Below are 15,487 nucleotides of genomic sequence, written 5' to 3'. Positions count from 1 at the left end.
TCAGGAGCATCACATGCCCAACTTGAACGTCACCTACGGCGAGATGCAGGATGCCGCGACCCGCCTGGTCAACGGCGAGCAGGACATCACCTCGAAGCTCCGTGAGCTGAAGTCGCTCGTCGACTCGCTCATCTCGGGCGGCTACGTCACGGACCAGTCCTCCGTCGCGTTCGGCAACTCGTACCAGGAGTTCAACGACGGTGCCACGAAGACCATCGAGGGTCTCGAGGGCATGTCGATGTACCTGAACAAGGCCGCCGAGGCACTGCAGCAGACCGACACCGAGCTCGCCAACGCCATCAAGTAGCGCGGGACACCGGGCGGCCCGACGACGGGCCGCCCGGTCCACCTCCACCGGCACGGGCATCGATCGGGAGCACCCATGGCAGACCTCATCATCACCAGAGCCGTCCTCGAGGACTCAACCACCAAGTTGCAGCACATCTCGGACGAGCTCGAGCACCAAAAGTCGGACGACCGCGCCCTGACCGAGGTGTACGGCCAGCACGACGTGCAGAAGGCGATGCACGACTTCTCCGGCGACTGGAAGATCCACCGCAACAAGATGAAGGGCGCCGTCAAGGACCTGCACGAGAAGATGCAGAAGGCGACCGAGAACTTCACGGACCTCGAGCACGACCTGACCGAGAAGCTGACGACCGAGTCGCAGCCGACCGACGGCGGGGGCGCCTGATGCCCGCCCGTGGCGGCAACTGGGCCCTCGTCGGCGAGGCGTCGGACCCGATGGTGGCCGACGTCTCCGTCGTGCAGGAGCTCGTGACCTACTACTCGACCATGGCGCAGGAGATCACCTCCGAGGCCGCGGTCCTCAAGAGCATCGGCGACGGCGACGACAGCCAGTTCAAGGGCGCGACGGCCGACGCGGTCCGCAAGAAGAGCGGCGAGGTGGCCGGTTCCCTCACGAAGCTCTCCGGACGCTACGACGCGATCCGGGACGCGCTGAAGGGGTACCTGCCGGAACTCGAGCGGGGGCTCGCCGAGTCCGCCGCCGCGCTGCAGGACGCCGAGAACGCCCAGGCGTCCGGCAGCCGGGCGGGCTCGATGCCCGACCCGTCGCAGAACCGGGCCTCGGACGCACCGGCGATCACGAGCGACGAGCAGGGACAGATCGACGCGAAGCACCGGGCGGTGGAGGGTGCGAAGGCCGACGCCGACGCCGCGACCGCTCGCCTGCGTCGCTCGGTCGACGCGCTGAACGGTGCCGGCAAGGCCGCTGCGACGACGATCCGCGCGGCCTGGGACGACGGGCTGCACGACACCCTCGGCGACAAGATCAAGGCGTTCTTCTCGAAGCTGCTGAAGATCCTGGTCAAGATCTTCACCTACATCGGCATCGCGCTGGCTGCCCTGGCGATCCTCATCCCGGGCGTCGGCATGTTCACGTTCATGGCGGCGGTGGCAGCGTCCGTGGTCCTGGTGGCGAACATCACCCTGGCCGGCATGGGTGAGGGCTCGTGGCTGGACGTCATCACCTCGGCCGTCGGACTCGTGCTCGTCGGTGCCGGTGGTGCGCTGACGAAGGCCGTGTCGACGATGAAGACCGCGGGCATCGCGAAGAGCTCGGTGGGCTTCCAGAAGAACGCGACCGCCTCGCTCGAGAAGCTCGGCACGGCCCGGTCGGCGGCACTCGAGCGGGCGTTCAACCCGCGGTACGGCGCGAAGGGCTTCCCCGAGCGGCTCGCGTCGCTGCGTGCGGTGCAGAAGGAGATCGCGGAGACCCAGAAGGCGCTGGGCAACGCGAAGAGCCTGACCAGCATCGGCAAGTTCCGCGAGAAGCCGAACTGGTGGCACCCGAACAAGACGCTCTGGGCCGAGGACAAGGTGAAGATCGCCGACGTGTTCAAGCGCGGCGACTGGCGTGCCGAGCGGCTGTTCAGCGTCGACCGTCACCACGAGATGGCGGCCATGCAGAAGGAGATGTGGTCGAAGTACGGCGTCGAGATCGCGACGACGCCGGCCTGGCACAAGTGGGCCTCCGGCGGCCGGGTGATCGCGAGCTGGGGCAACACGATCGTGTACGGCCAGGGCCTCAAGCCGACCGGCTTCGGCACCGACCAGCAGCGTCTCCCTGGGTACAACGAGGCGGCGAAGACCCTCACGCACGGGTTCTGAGCCGGGCGCGGGTCCTCCGTTGGGAGGACCCGCGCGCTTTTCGTACCGGGGCGACACGCCGAGGGTGAGAAGATTGTTTGTCGGGTGACATGACAATTCCGCGCGACGGGCGTCGCGCACGCGCCCCCGATCCTCCAGGCCGGCCGGACCGGCATGCTGGAATGTGCACATCGGTGTGTAGCAGCCGATCGCACGGTGGTGCGGAAACGTACCCCGCCGGGTCGTACCGACCCGGAATAACCTCTCGGCAGTCCCTCATCCGGGGGGCGCACCCGACCGAGCGACACCGGGTGCGATGCGACTGACAGGAGCACGCAATGCCCAACTTGAACGTCACCTACGGCGAGATGCAGGATGCCGCGACCCGTCTGGTCAACGGCGAGCAGGACATCACCTCGAAGCTCCGTGAGCTGAAGTCCCTCGTGGACTCGCTCATCTCCGGCGGCTACGTGACCGACCAGTCCTCGGTCGCGTTCGGCAACTCGTACCAGGAGTTCAACGACGGTGCCACGAAGACCATCGAGGGTCTCGAGGGCATGTCCACGTACCTCAACAAGGCCGCCGAGGCCCTGCAGCAGACGGACTCCGAGCTGGCGAACGCGATCAAGTAGTCCGCTTCCGGACCGGGGCCCCGCCGTTCGGTGGGGCCCCGACCCGTTCACCTCCGGCACGACTGATCGGGAGCACCATGGCAGACCTCATCATCACCTCGGCCGTCCTCGAGGACTCGGCCACCAAGCTGCAGCACATCTCCGACGAACTCGAGCACCAGAAGTCCGACGACCGGGCGCTCAGCGACGTCTACGGCCAGCACGACGTGCAGAAGGCGATGCACGACTTCTCCGGCGACTGGAAGATCCACCGCAACAAGATGAAGGGCGCCGTCAAGGACCTGCACGAGAAGATGCAGAAGGCGACCGAGAACTTCACCGACCTCGAGCACGACCTCTCCGAGAAGCTCACCACCGAGTCCCACCCGACCGACGGTGGTGCCTGATGCCGGCCCGCGGTGGGAACTGGGCCCTGCTCGACCAGTCGTCCGACCCGGTCGTGGCCGACGTCCCCGTGGTGCAGGAACTGGTCACGTACTACAAGACCATCGCCGAGGAGATCACCTCGGAAGCCGACGTGCTCCGGCGCATCGGTGACGGCGACGACGCGCAGTTCAAGGGCGCGACGGCCGACGCCGTGCGGAAGAAGAGCAAGGAGGTCGCCGCCTCGCTGACGAAGATGTCCGGCCGCTACGACGCCATCCGCGACGCCCTGACGGCGTACCTGCCCGAACTGCAGCACGCCCTCGACGAGAGTGCCGCTGCTCTGCAGGACGCCGAGGAGGCCGACGCCGCCGGCACCCGCGCCGCGTCGATGCCCGACCCGTCGAAGGACCGCGCGCAGGACGCCCCGCCGATGACGACCGAGGAGCAGGACGCCGTCAGCGCCAAGGGCCGGGCGTCGTCCGCCGCCCAGGGTGACGCCGACGCGGCGAAGGCCCGACTGCACCGGGCGCTCGACGGCATCACTGCCGCGGGCAAGGCGGCCGCCGCGACGATCCGGGCATCGTGGCACGACGGACTGCACGACACGCTCGGCGACAAGATCAAGGCGTTCTTCTCGAAGCTGCTCAAGCTGATCGTCAAGATCTTCACCTACATCGGCATCGCCCTGGCGGCGCTGGCGATCCTGATCCCGGGCGTCGGCGTCCTGGCGATCATGGGTGCGGTCGCCGCCGGCGTGGGGCTGGTCGCCCAGCTCGGGCTCGTCGCACTGGGCGAGGGCAACGTCTTCGACCTGGTGATGGCCGTCGTCGGCGTCGCCACGCTGGGGATCGGGTCGGGCATCACGAAGGCCACGTCCGTCGCCGTGAAGAGCGGGCTCAAGGCCGGCAAGACCTCGATGACCGCCAAGCTCGGCGAGCGTCTGGCGCCCCTCAAGGAGTTCCGATCCGACGCGATCCAGCGGATCAACAGCCTGAAGACCCAGATCGGCGGCAAGACCGGAGCCGTGCAGCACGTCGACGGTGCGATGTCCGGCTTCACCCAGAACGCGCTCCGGGACGTCGGGACGAAGGGCCTCGGCGCGGCGAAGACCATCTCCGACCAGCTCCGGCGGAACCTCGAGCCCCTGGTCGAGCAGAAGGGTGCGCTGCAGGGCGGCATCAAGTCCGCCGAGACGCAGATCGCGAAGGAAGCGGGGCTCGTCCGCGGCGCCGATGACCTGATCGCCGCGAACATGAAGGACGTCGACCGGGCCATCGGGGCCTTCACGAGCAAGTTCCCGGACAACCCGAACTGGTGGAACCTGCGCCAGGTCGGCACCACCGCGAAGAACGACTGGAGCACCATCTCGAAACAGTTCGGTTCCGATCTGTTCACGAAGAGGGGCTTCGATGGGTGGGCGGAACGTCTGGCCGGCATCGACGGGCAGCTGAACCGCGCGAACATCGACAAGTGGCTGGGTGCGCGCGGCTTCGCCGGCGTCGGGTCATCGGCGCCGAAGTGGCACACCTGGGTCAACGGCGGCATGAGTGCGCAGGGCAAGGCGTGGTCGATCACCGGCCTCGTCATCAACCCCACCATGATCGGCAACGACCAGCAGCGCCCGTGGACCGAGTCCTACGGCGAGTTCAAGCACCCGATCACGACCTGAGAGCACATCCCATGAGCGCTGTACCCGTCCTGACCTCGACGATCGACGTCGACGCCCCGGAGTGGCTGGTGGTCCCCGGCGCCGACGAGCTGACGCCCGCCTGGCGGGCCGACGTGCTGGCCCTGTTCGACGCGGTCGCGGACATCGACCGGGAGGTGCAGGGTCCCGACCGGCTGTTCGCCGACGGTCCGTCGGTGGACCCGGAACACGCCGTCGACACCCTGCTGGAGTTCCGCGCCTCGCTCGACGGCGACGAGCGTCTGGTCGCGGCCCTGACCGTGCCGAACCGGTGGCCGCTGCCGGTGATCGTCTCGGTCGGGGTGGCGGACGAGTCCGGCCCGGACCTGCTCGAGCTGGCCGGCGCGACCGGTGGCGCTCCGTCGGATCCCCCGGCGGTGGACGAACTGCCCGAGGACGTCGGCGGCGAGGGCCCGGTCGTGACGCGCTTCGACGTGGACGACGAGGGCGTGATCTGGGCGACGGTGTGCGCCGTCCGGCGCCAGGACGGTGTGGACACCCGGGTGCTGTGGCGGACGCGGGAGCTCGACGTCGTGCCGGTCTTCGCTCCCGAGGTCGTCGCCCTGGTCGGCCGCGTCCGGAACGAGGTGTCCGCATGACCGCCCCGATCTCGTCGTTCCTGATGGTCGTCCCGCCGGGGTGGGCCCGCTTGCCCGCACGTGAGGAGGACCGGCAGGTCCTCGCCGCCACGGTCCGCGAGGTCATCGCCCGCGCACTGCCGGACTCGCTGCCGCGCGACCGTGCCGAACCGCTCCGCCAGGAGATGCAGAAGCGCCTGATGTCGACCGTCGTCGAGGCGGGCGACAACGGAGCGACCGCGGTCTACCTGCCGGTGCAGCCCGTCGACGGCTTCACCCCGCCGGTGTCGATCATCGAGAGCGAGGTCGACGACGAGTCCGACCAGGCGCCGGAGGAGGTCATCGCCGAGCTGCTCGCCGACGCCCTGCCGGACCGGCACGACCAGCAGGACCCGGGCCTCCGCCAGGTCGACGGCGGCATCGCGGCCCGCACCGAGACGCAGCTCCGCCGGGCCGTGCCGGACGAGGTGGCGGGCGAGCTGCCCGCGGTCGACGACCGTCAGGTGGTCTACACGATCCCGGTGCCGCACCGTCCGGGCCGCTGGGTGGTGATGTCGTTCTCGGCGATCAGCGCCCCGAGGGATCTGAACCCGACCCAGACCGGCGCCGACGCCGTTCCGCCCGCCAACGACGCCACTGACATCGGTACCGACGAGCGGATCACCGACGCCCTGGTGATGCTGTTCGACGCCATGATGACCACGTTCCGCTGGACCGACGTCCCCGACGCCGAACCGACCCCGCTCGAGCTCCGTCTGGCCGAGATCGGTGGCACGGCGTGAACTGGGACTTCCTGCACCCGGCGTCCCACCTGGTGCTCACCTGCGCGGCCCTGCTGTTCGTCGCCACCCTGGCCTTCGTGGTGCCGGTGATCGTCGCGCTCCGCCGCCGGACCTCTACGGACGCCATCGCCTGGGCCGACCGGGTCCGGCGCGACGACGCCACCGCGTGGGCGCTCGACCGCGTGCTCCGGAGCGTCGAGGCCTCGTGCCGGACGGCCGGTGTCGTGTTCCCCGGCTTCGTCCGGGCGTCGATCGGCCACACCGTGCGGCTCGACCTGACCGCCCCCACCGTCGCCCCGCCGGAACCGTGGACCGCGACCCCGGACGGGCACTCGTGGTCGGCACCGATGCAGGCCCTGCAGGCCGTCGCGCTGACCGAGGACGCCTCGGTCCGGTTCGCGACGGTCGTCGGCCTCGGCACCGACCAGGACGGCAGCGTCCTGGTCGACCTGGCCGCGGTCGGCGGGGTCGTCGCCCTGGGTGGGGACCGTGCCGCCCGCACCGCCGTCGCCCGCCGGGTCGTCGACCAGGTCCGCACCGACCCGTGGTCGCGCACGACCCCGGTGCTGACGGTCGGCGTCCGCGGCGACGAGTTCGGGACCGTGGCCTCCGTGTCGGTGGCCGAGGCGGTGGCGACCGTCGCGGCGGACGCGACCCCGGGCCTCCTGGTCGTCCAGAGTCTGCCGGGCGGTACGGACGGTCGTGAACTGGTGCGGCTGCTCGAGCGGCCGAGCGGCCGCTGGGCCGTCATCGCGCTGCAGCCGAGCCCGCTCGCGCGCTGGACCCTGGAGTGCCGTCGTGACGGTACCTCGACCTCGGCGGAGCTCGGGTCGGTCCGGTGGATGGACCTGGGGCTGTCCGAGCCGGTCGTCGACGAGGCCGCTCCGACCGCAGCGCCGACCGAGACCGCTCCGACACAGACGGCCGGCGCCTGATGCAGGTCGTCGTCACCGTCGTCGACGACGTCACGGGCGTGCGCTCGGACGTCCTCATCGACGCACCCGGATCCGCCACCATGCGCTGCGTCGTCGACGCGTTGTCGCGTCGGACCGGCGGGACACCCCTGCCCGCCGAGGCCGGTGACGCCGACGTGCGCTTCGCCGACAGCGGCCTGGTCGACGGCGCCGTCCTGCACATCGGCGCCGATGCCGACACCGGTGCCGGACGCGGCCTGGTCGACCTGCTCGTCGCCGGTGGCGTCGGCGCGGGCCGGTGCGTCCGGGTCGGCGTCGGGACCGTGCGCCTGGCGTTCACCCCGGACAGCGAGACGCTCACCGGTTCCGAGACGGCGGGGCTGCCCGGCCTGGAGGCACGGATCGCCTTCGACGGGACCGTCTCCGTCCGCCTCGCCCCGGCCTTCGTGGCCGAGGCGTCGCCGGACCTTGCGGTCGTCGCGGACGCTCCGGACGGCACCGGCACGTCCGGCGACCCCGCTGCCGCCCTGCCGGGTGCGCTGCCGCCGGGTGCTCTGCCGCACGTTGCGTTGCCGCCGGGTGCGCTGCTGCCCGGGGCGCTCGACACCGCCGCCGGCCACCCCGACACCGACCCGTCCGCGCTGCCCGAGGTCACCGTCGACGGCGAGCCCGTCGGCGACGAGTGGACCGCGTGGGAGCCGGGCGCGGTCCTCCGGGTCGCCGAGACGGCGCTGACCGTCCGCCCGGTCGCCGTGGTCGACCGGATGCTGCTGCGTCCGCCGGACTCCGGCCAGCTCGACTTCAACCGGCCGCCCCGCCTGCTGCCGCCCCTGCGTCCGACGTCGTTCCGGATCCCGAAGCCGCCCGTGCCGCCGCAGCGGTCGGCGCTGCCGTGGATCATGGTGTTCGTGCCGGCGATGTTCGGCATCGTGATGGCGACCGTGTTCCACTCGCCGTTCTACCTGCTGTTCGCGTTCATGACGCCGATCATGGTGATCGGGCAGACGATCACCGCACGGAAGACCGGCAAGAAGAGCCACCGCAAGGCCCTGGCCGACCACGCCGACCGGGTGCGGGCGATCGAGGACGCGGTGGCCGGAGCCGTCCTCGCCGAGCGGGACCAGCGACGCTCGGACTCGCTCGATGCGGCCGCCTTGCGGATCACCGCGACGACGCCGACCCGGCGCCTGTGGGAGCGCCGACCGACGGACGCCGACCACCTGCACGTGCGGGTCGGCATCGGGGACCTGCCCTCCACCGTCACCGTCGAGGACGACCGCGACCAGGACCGCCTGGACCAGGAACCGCGCTGGACCCGGGGTGTGCCCGTGACCGTGCCGCTCGCCGAGGTCGGTGTCGTCGGCATCGCCGGACCCGGCACCTGGCCCCGCTCGATCGGCCGTTGGCTGCTCGGCCAGCTCGCCGTCACGCAGTCCCCGCGCGAGGTGCAGTTCGTCGTGCTGACCGCGCAGTCGGCCGTGCCGGACTGGGCGTGGACCGTCTGGCTCCCCCACGTGCGACCGACGGACGGGCAAGAAGCGTTGGCCCTGGTCGGGTCGGACGCCGAGACCATCGGCCGCCGACTGGCCGAACTGACGCAGATCCTGGCCGAGCGTCGGGCCGAACGACAGAAGAACGTCAACAGCCGGCGTCGGTTCTCGCCCGAGATCGTCGTCGTGCTCGACGGTGCACGCCGACTCCGTGCGATGCCCGGTGTCGTCGGACTGCTCCGTGACGGACCGGCCCTGGGCATCCGGCTCATCTGCATCGACGAAGAGGAGTGGCAGCTCCCCGAGGAGTGCGTCGCCACCGTGCTGCACCGCTCGCCGACGCAGCTGGTCCTCCGCCGCCAGATGTCGGCGCCCGTCGACCTCGTGCTGGCCGATCGCATCGAGGACGACTGGTTCGACGAGGTCGCCCGTGCGCTCTCGCCGCTCCGCGACACCTCCGGCTCGGACGGCGACGGCCTGGTGCCGGACAGCGCCCGGCTGCTCGACGTGCTCGACCTGCCGCAGCCGAGCGGTTCCGTGATGGCCTCGCGCTGGCGGTCCGGCTCCCCCACCACCTCGGCGGTCGTCGGGGTCGGCATCGACGGGCCGTTCGCGCTCGACCTGGTGCGGGACGGCCCCCACGGGCTCGTCGCCGGCACCACCGGGTCGGGCAAGTCCGAGTTCCTGCAGACCCTGGTGGCCTCGCTGGCGGCGGCAAACCGTCCGGACCGGATGACGTTCGTCCTCGTCGACTACAAGGGCGGTGCGGCCTTCAGTGTCGCGTCCGACCTGCCGCACACCGTCGGCCTGGTCACGGACCTGGACCAGCACCTGGTCGAGCGGGCCCTGCGCTCCCTGCGCGCGGAACTGACCCGGCGCGAGCACATCCTGGCGGCGTCCGGGGCGAAGGACATCGAGGACCACGAGGCCCACCTGGCCCGCGGTGGATCCGGCGAGCAGATGCCCCGACTGGTCCTGGTGATCGACGAGTTCGCGGCGATGGTCACCGAGCTGCCCGACTTCGTCGCCGGGTTGATCGGCATCGCCCAGCGCGGTCGGTCCCTCGGCGTGCACCTGATCCTGGCCACCCAGCGCCCCGGCGGTGTCGTCGGTCCGGACATCCGCGCGAACACGAACCTGCGCGTCGCCCTCCGCATGACGGACGGCGGCGAGAGCACCGATGTCATCGACGTGGCCGATGCGGCACGTATCCCGAAGAGCGTGCCCGGACGGGCATACGCCCGACTGGGGCACTCGTCGGTCGTGCCGTTCCAGTCGGCCCGCGTCGGCGGTCGGTGGGCCGGTGAAGCGGACGCGAGTGCGGTCCTGCCGTTCGTCCGGGTGCTGGAGTGGCGGGACTTCGCGATGTCGCCGCCCGAGCGCCCGTCGAAGTCCGGTCCGGGTTCGGCAGCGACCGACCTGTCCGTCCTGGTCGGGGCGATGCGGGACGCCCGAGAGCAGATGGGCATCGGACCGCTGCACTCGCCGTGGCTGCCGCCGCTGCCCGAGCTGCTCCCCCTGTCCGCGGTGGCCTCGGCGACCGTCGGCGGCTCCTCATCCGGCCCTTCTGCTCATGCTGACGTCAGTGAAACCCCCGTCGGGGGTTCGGGTCTGACCTTCGCCTGGGGCCTGGAGGACCTGCCCGACACCCAGCAGCAGCGTGCCGCGACCGTCGACCTCGAGCGCTTCGGCCACCTCTACGTCGTCGGCGCCCCGGGCTCCGGCCGGTCCCAGGCGCTCCGCACCCTCGCCGCCTCCGCGGCCGGGTCCATCGCCTCCAGCGACCTGCACCTCTACGTCGTCGACTGTGGGAACGGCGCCCTGGCGTCGTTGCAGTCCCTGCCCCACTGCGGGGCCGTCGCCCAGCGCACCCAGGTGGAGCGCGCCTCCAGGCTGATCGAACGCCTGACCCGCGAGATGGCGCGACGACACGACGTGATCGCCGCGGCCGGGGCCGCGAACATCACCGAGCAGCGGATGCTCGCCGCGGAGGCGGACCGCCTGCCGCACGTGCTGGTCCTGGTCGACCGGTGGGAGAACTTCACCACCACGCTCGGGGAGGTCGACGGCGGGTCCCTCACCGAGGCGATCCAGACGTTGCTGCGCGACGGCACCGGGGCGGGCATCCACGTCGTCATCTCGGGCGACCGCACGCTGCTGACGTCGCGGATGTCGACGCTGACGGACGACAAGATCGTGATGCGCCTGACCGACCGACTGGACTACTCGCTCGGCGGGATCAACCACCGGCAGCTGCCGGCGACCATCCCACCGGGGCGCGGGTTCCGTGCGGACAGCGGGACCGAGCTGCAGTTCGCGACCCTGGGTGAGGACGTGTCGGGCCAGGGGCAGACCGCGGCCGTCCAGGCGCTCGCGCGGCGGGTCAAGGCCGACGAGGAGACGCTCGGACTCCCCCGCATCCGGCCGTTCCGCGTCGACGCGCTGCCGAAGGACCTGGACCTCGACGGCGCGCTCGAGCTCGACGGGGCGCCCACACCGGCGCCGATGGTCGCGGTCACCGGCATCGGTGGCGACGACATGTCGCTGCAGACCGTGGACCTGCGCGAGGGCGGCGGCACCTTCATCGTGGCCGGCCCCTCGCGGGCCGGGCGTTCGACGATGGTCGCAGCGATGGCGCGCTCGCTGCTGGCCGGTGGGACGCCGATCGTCGTGTTCGCACCGCGGCCAGGAGCCGTGCGCGACCTGGCCGGTCTGCCCGGCGTCCTGGCAACCGTCACGGGCGACGACGTCTCGGCGTCGGACGTCGAGGACCTGCTCGGCCGACCCGGGGTCGTCCTCGTCGTCGACGACGGCGAGCTGCTCATCGACTGCTCCGCGAAGGCCGAGCTCCGCACCTTCGTGCGCGGGTTGGCCGACAACGGGCAGGGGCTGGTGCTCGGTGGGAACACGACCGGGCTGGCCGCCGGGTTCGGCGGGTGGCAGGTGGACGCGAAGAAGAACCGTCGTGGGGCGCTGCTGTCGCCGCAGGACACGCTCGCCGGTGACCTGGTGGGTGTGCGGATCTCGCGGTCGTCGATCTCGTCGCGGGTGCAGCCCGGCACGGCGCTCGTGCACCTGGGGACGGGCATCGCCTCGACCGTGCAGGTGCCCATGGTCACGGCGGCGACCCGGACCGGGTCGGTCGCCGTGCCGTCTGCTGCCGGACCGTCCGTCGCGGAGCCGTCCGGCGCGGTGTCTTCTGCTGCCGTGTCTTCTGCGGATGACGGTGTGTCGGCGGGTGTCGGTGACGTCCTGGAGGCGCGTGCCGGCTGAGCAGGTCCGGCACCCGAAACACGGTTGGCTGGTTACGTCCTGCCCCGCTCTGCCCACCTGGGAGCCAGCCGAGTGGAACGGGACGATGAGCCCGTTTGTCAAGTCGGTTCTGCACAGTGGAGGCAGTGAACGGGAACCTTCGACTCCCACTTGAAGCCGAGTTCTCCACACATGGTGTGGAACAGGAAAGCCCTGGTCAACAGTCGAAAGTGTGTTCCCCACGGGAGTTGTCCACAGCTGAGTGCACAACCCTCCACACAAGACCCCGGCGTGTTCCACGGTCTCTCCACAGAGTTGTCCACAGGGCCGTTTGCTGGGGATAACTCCGTACCCGTAGCTTGAGCCAGCGACTCGGGGATGTCGGTCGCCCGGGGTAGAACTGCTCGGTGGGCAGCGGTTCTCTGAGCCGTCCGCCAGCACCGCCAAACACTGAGGAGCACGTGTGTCGATCGCGCATCTGGACCCGGCCCCCCGGGAGTACGCCGAGCGGAACAACGACCGCACTCCCCCGCACGACATGCTGGCGGAGCAGTCGACCATCGGCGGCATGATGCTGTCGAAGGACGCCGTCGCCGACGTCATCGAGACCGCCCGCGGCGTCGACTTCTACATCCCCAAGCACGAGGTCATCTTCGACGCGATCCTGTCGCTGTACTCCCACGGCGAGCCGACCGACGTCATCGCCGTCACCGACGAGCTGACGAAGACGGGCCTGCTGTCCCGCGGCGGCGGCGCCGAGTACCTGCACAGCCTGACGAGCATGGTGCCCACCGCGGCGAACGCCGGCTACTACGCCGCCATCGTCGCCGAGAAGGCCGTGCTGCGCCGCCTGGTCGAAGCCGGCACCCGCATCGTCCAGATGGGCTACGCCAGCGAAGGCGAGGTCACCGACCTGGTCAACAGCGCCCAGGCCGAGGTCTACAACGTCGCCGGCGGCGTGCAGACCGAGGACTACGTCCCCCTCACCGAAGCCATCGGCACCGCCATCGACGAGATCGAAGCCGCCAAGGGCCGCGACGGCCAGATGACCGGCGTCCCCACCGGCTTCGCCCAGATGGACGCCCTGACCAACGGCTTCCACCCCGGCCAGCTGATCATCGTCGCCGCGCGACCCGCACTGGGCAAGTCGACCCTGGCGCTCGACCTGTGCCGCTCGGCTGCGCTCAAGCACAACCAGACCGCCGCGTTCTTCTCGCTCGAGATGGGGCGCGCCGAGATCGCCATGCGCCTGCTGTCCGCCGAGTCCAGCGTCCCCCTGCAGAACATGCGCAAGGGCACCGTCGACGCCCGCGACTGGACCACCATCGCGCAGACCCGCGGGCGCATCAACGACGCCCCGTTCTTCATCGACGACTCCCCCAACATGACCCTGGTGGAGATCCGCGCCAAGTGCCGTCGACTCAAGCAGCAGCACAACCTGAAGCTCGTCGTCATCGACTACCTGCAGCTGATGACCTCCGGCAAGAAGGTCGAGAGCCGCCAGCAAGAGGTGTCGGAGTTCTCGCGTGCGCTCAAGCTCATGGCGAAGGAGCTGCAGGTGCCCGTCATCGCGCTGTCCCAGCTGAACCGTGGACCCGAGCAGCGTGCCGACAAGAAGCCGATGATCTCGGACCTGCGTGAGTCCGGGTCGATCGAGCAGGACGCCGACATGGTCATCCTGCTGCACCGCGAGTCGGCGTACGAGAAGGACAACCCGCGTCAGGGGGAGGCGGATTTGATCGTGGCGAAGCACCGTAACGGGCCCACCGACACGATCACCGTGGCGTTCCACGGGATGTTCTCGCGGTTCGTGGACATGCCGCAGTAGGGGAAATCGTCGCGGCGAGAACAACTTGTTTCCTCCGCGTTCAACTCGTCGCCGGAGCGCGTTCCTCGGTGCTGCCTCGGTCGCTGGTCGTCGCCCGGCGAGTCAGGAGCAGCGTGCCGCGCGCGCTAGGTTGCTGTCGGGGGGGACACGGCGCTCTGCGGGGACGTGCTGGAGCGGAACGCGCAGCGATCTGGTCCCCCGCGCTGACGTCACCGACTGGAAATGCCGCACCCTTGCTCGGGTGCGTCAACGATGTAGCGTTTAGCGCCCCTTCACCGGGCATCTTCGCGGGACACCTATACGGGAATCCCCAGGTCAAGCAGGGCACGGGCAAGTTGTCGTGGTTGTCGCCGCCAGCCATGTACCGGTGGACGACCGGCTTACGAGACGCGTCGGGACGACCGTTTCGCGCCCCTCCTCGCGGGGCGGCGAGACCGATCGGCTGGCGGACGCTTCAAGGTTGGCCGGTGCTACCCCATTTCCAGCGGCTCCCGTCAACCCCTGACACCGATGACGCCAGAACGGGAGGGTGCAGGACGGAGCCATGTGCACGAGACTCTGTCCAGCATGATCACTTCACCTGCCGACCCCCAAGGCCACCGTCGGCTAATCGGGCTCGTCGGGCTGACGCTCGTGACCGCGATGTCGCTTGCAGCCTGTTCCAGCCACGTGAACGCTGTCGGCGACGAGAAGGCCTCCTCTGCTTGGATGGAGAGCGTCCAGGACCGATGGGCCGAACAGCCCGGCGAACTCGGCAGTGGTGCCGGCACGAACGATTCATCGAGTCGGCTCTCTCTCGGCGTCGCGGACGGCGGGACACCCGCGCACGTTCGTGTGTCCTTTGCGTGTCAAGGGCACGGAACGGTGTCGATGGCCGTATGGAGCAAGCGCTTGGTCAGCGGTGCCGAGAACGGGAAGCGGCTTGCATCACGCTCGATCCAATGTGGTCACGACGAAGACCTGTACGTCGCGACATCGAGCGCTTGGATCACCATCGGGCCGACCTCCGGGGACTCGAGCGTGAGCTGGTACGCCGCGGCCTATGCCGACCCGCTTTCGGGATCAAGCTGAAAGCAGCGTCCGCTAGCCAATCGATCACCGGGCGCTGCGAGAGGACAGATGCGAGGGTCGCTACTCAGCGGCCGGGCGCGTAACACGCCTCGCTGCGGTGACCGGCGCAGGTAGCGTCCCGGTATGGAACTGGAGAAGCTGTGGCCGTTGTTCGGACTCGAACTCCGAACCCCACGGCTGGTGTTGCGTCCGGTGCGGGACCAGGACCTCCCTGCCCTGGCGCAGGCTGCTCTTGATGGCATCCACAACTCGGACCGCATGCCGTTTGGCTTCCCATGGACCGATGCGTCACCGGAGGAGCTGCCGCGGAACCTCGCGACGTATCAGTGGAGCCTCCGCCAGGTCTCGCCGCAGAACTGGACGATCCAATTCGCCGTCATCCTTGACGACGAGGTGATCGGGGCGCAGGACCTCGCCGCGTTCAACTTCGGGGACCGCCGGACTGTGAACTCCGGTTCCTGGCTGACCCGACGCGCCCAAGGCAAGGGCGTCGGCACCGAGATGCGCGCGGCCCTGCTGCTGTTCGCCTTCGACACTCTGGGTGCCGAATGGGCAGAGTCAAGTGCTGCGGCCTGGAACACCCCGTCGCTGACCGTTTCGTACAAGCTCGGCTACGAGCCGAACGGGGTCACGCAGGTATCGCCCCGGTCCGGGCAACCGGTCGACGAACAGCGCGTGCGACTCTCCCGCGGTGCCTTCAAGCGCCCGAAGTGGAACCTGCAGACCATCGGCGATCAACCCGTTCTCGCACAGCTCGGGATCACTGCGTCGTAGG

The 15,487-nt window shown here is 70.1% G+C and carries 13 protein-coding genes; all 13 read left to right on the top strand.

The features are described from left to right. The first annotated feature begins 13 nt into the window (after nucleotides 1–13). Nucleotides 14–307: a WXG100 family type VII secretion target gene (locus tag DEI97_RS17590; RefSeq protein ID WP_111075300.1), complete on the top strand. Its 294-nt coding sequence runs from the start codon at nucleotides 14–16 to the stop codon at nucleotides 305–307. Nucleotides 308–382: 75 nt separating this feature from the next. Beyond that, nucleotides 383–694, top strand: a complete 312-nt coding sequence (locus tag DEI97_RS17585) for a hypothetical protein (RefSeq protein WP_111075299.1) — start codon at nucleotides 383–385, stop codon at nucleotides 692–694. Next, nucleotides 694–2,133, top strand: coding sequence for a hypothetical protein (locus tag DEI97_RS17580; protein WP_111075298.1), 1,440 nt, complete (start codon nucleotides 694–696; stop codon nucleotides 2,131–2,133). Before DEI97_RS17585 ends, DEI97_RS17580 begins: the two co-directional genes overlap by 1 nt. 317 nt (nucleotides 2,134–2,450) lie before the next feature. Further along, complete coding sequence (locus DEI97_RS17575) at nucleotides 2,451–2,744, top strand: WXG100 family type VII secretion target (protein WP_111075297.1); 294 nt, start codon at nucleotides 2,451–2,453, stop codon at nucleotides 2,742–2,744. A 77-nt stretch (nucleotides 2,745–2,821) separates the two neighbouring features. After that, a complete protein-coding gene (locus DEI97_RS17570) occupies nucleotides 2,822–3,130 on the top strand; it encodes a hypothetical protein (RefSeq protein WP_111075296.1) in 309 nt (102 codons plus the stop codon). Continuing rightward, entirely contained in the window at nucleotides 3,130–4,779 is a 1,650-nt protein-coding gene (locus tag DEI97_RS17565; protein ID WP_111075295.1) for a hypothetical protein, read from the top strand. The genes DEI97_RS17570 and DEI97_RS17565 overlap by 1 nt, the downstream gene beginning before the upstream one ends. 11 nt (nucleotides 4,780–4,790) lie before the next feature. After that, the gene (locus DEI97_RS17560; protein ID WP_111075294.1) at nucleotides 4,791–5,396 is read left to right on the top strand and encodes a hypothetical protein; all 606 of its coding nucleotides are present in this window, start codon (nucleotides 4,791–4,793) and stop codon (nucleotides 5,394–5,396) included. After that, on the top strand, nucleotides 5,393–6,157 hold the full coding sequence (locus DEI97_RS17555; RefSeq protein WP_111075293.1) for a hypothetical protein: 765 nt from the start codon (nucleotides 5,393–5,395) through the stop codon (nucleotides 6,155–6,157). The genes DEI97_RS17560 and DEI97_RS17555 overlap by 4 nt, the downstream gene beginning before the upstream one ends. Further along, on the top strand, nucleotides 6,154–7,092 hold the full coding sequence (locus DEI97_RS17550) for a hypothetical protein (protein WP_111075292.1): 939 nt from the start codon (nucleotides 6,154–6,156) through the stop codon (nucleotides 7,090–7,092). Before DEI97_RS17555 ends, DEI97_RS17550 begins: the two co-directional genes overlap by 4 nt. Further along, a complete protein-coding gene (locus DEI97_RS17545; protein WP_111075291.1) occupies nucleotides 7,092–11,834 on the top strand; it encodes an FtsK/SpoIIIE domain-containing protein in 4,743 nt (1,580 codons plus the stop codon). The genes DEI97_RS17550 and DEI97_RS17545 overlap by 1 nt, the downstream gene beginning before the upstream one ends. A gap of 442 nt (nucleotides 11,835–12,276) precedes the next feature. Continuing rightward, nucleotides 12,277–13,641, top strand: coding sequence for a replicative DNA helicase (gene dnaB / locus DEI97_RS17540; RefSeq protein ID WP_111075290.1), 1,365 nt, complete (start codon nucleotides 12,277–12,279; stop codon nucleotides 13,639–13,641). 567 nt (nucleotides 13,642–14,208) lie between these two features. Beyond that, on the top strand, nucleotides 14,209–14,712 hold the full coding sequence (locus tag DEI97_RS17535) for a hypothetical protein (RefSeq protein ID WP_146248161.1): 504 nt from the start codon (nucleotides 14,209–14,211) through the stop codon (nucleotides 14,710–14,712). A gap of 123 nt (nucleotides 14,713–14,835) precedes the next feature. Beyond that, entirely contained in the window at nucleotides 14,836–15,486 is a 651-nt protein-coding gene (locus DEI97_RS17530; RefSeq protein ID WP_140449157.1) for a GNAT family N-acetyltransferase, read from the top strand. Nucleotide 15,487: the final 1 nt, after the last annotated feature.

Origin of the sequence: Curtobacterium sp. MCLR17_032 (genome assembly GCF_003234795.2) — a bacterium.
Classification (GTDB): Bacteria; Actinomycetota; Actinomycetes; order Actinomycetales; family Microbacteriaceae; genus Curtobacterium.
Note: the sequence above shows the minus strand (reverse complement) of the source record. Positions and strands in the feature narration are given on the sequence as shown.

Coding starts and splice junctions, on each gene's coding strand:
- DEI97_RS17560 (WP_111075294.1), top strand. CDS start 4,791: ATGAGCGCTGTACCCGTCCTGACCTCGACGATCGACGTCGACGCCCCG.
- DEI97_RS17580 (WP_111075298.1), top strand. CDS start 694: ATGCCCGCCCGTGGCGGCAACTGGGCCCTCGTCGGCGAGGCGTCGGAC.
- DEI97_RS17585 (WP_111075299.1), top strand. CDS start 383: ATGGCAGACCTCATCATCACCAGAGCCGTCCTCGAGGACTCAACCACC.
- DEI97_RS17575 (WP_111075297.1), top strand. CDS start 2,451: ATGCCCAACTTGAACGTCACCTACGGCGAGATGCAGGATGCCGCGACC.
- DEI97_RS17570 (WP_111075296.1), top strand. CDS start 2,822: ATGGCAGACCTCATCATCACCTCGGCCGTCCTCGAGGACTCGGCCACC.
- DEI97_RS17535 (WP_146248161.1), top strand. CDS start 14,209: ATGATCACTTCACCTGCCGACCCCCAAGGCCACCGTCGGCTAATCGGG.
- DEI97_RS17545 (WP_111075291.1), top strand. CDS start 7,092: ATGCAGGTCGTCGTCACCGTCGTCGACGACGTCACGGGCGTGCGCTCG.
- DEI97_RS17590 (WP_111075300.1), top strand. CDS start 14: ATGCCCAACTTGAACGTCACCTACGGCGAGATGCAGGATGCCGCGACC.
- DEI97_RS17555 (WP_111075293.1), top strand. CDS start 5,393: ATGACCGCCCCGATCTCGTCGTTCCTGATGGTCGTCCCGCCGGGGTGG.
- DEI97_RS17530 (WP_140449157.1), top strand. CDS start 14,836: ATGGAACTGGAGAAGCTGTGGCCGTTGTTCGGACTCGAACTCCGAACC.
- DEI97_RS17565 (WP_111075295.1), top strand. CDS start 3,130: ATGCCGGCCCGCGGTGGGAACTGGGCCCTGCTCGACCAGTCGTCCGAC.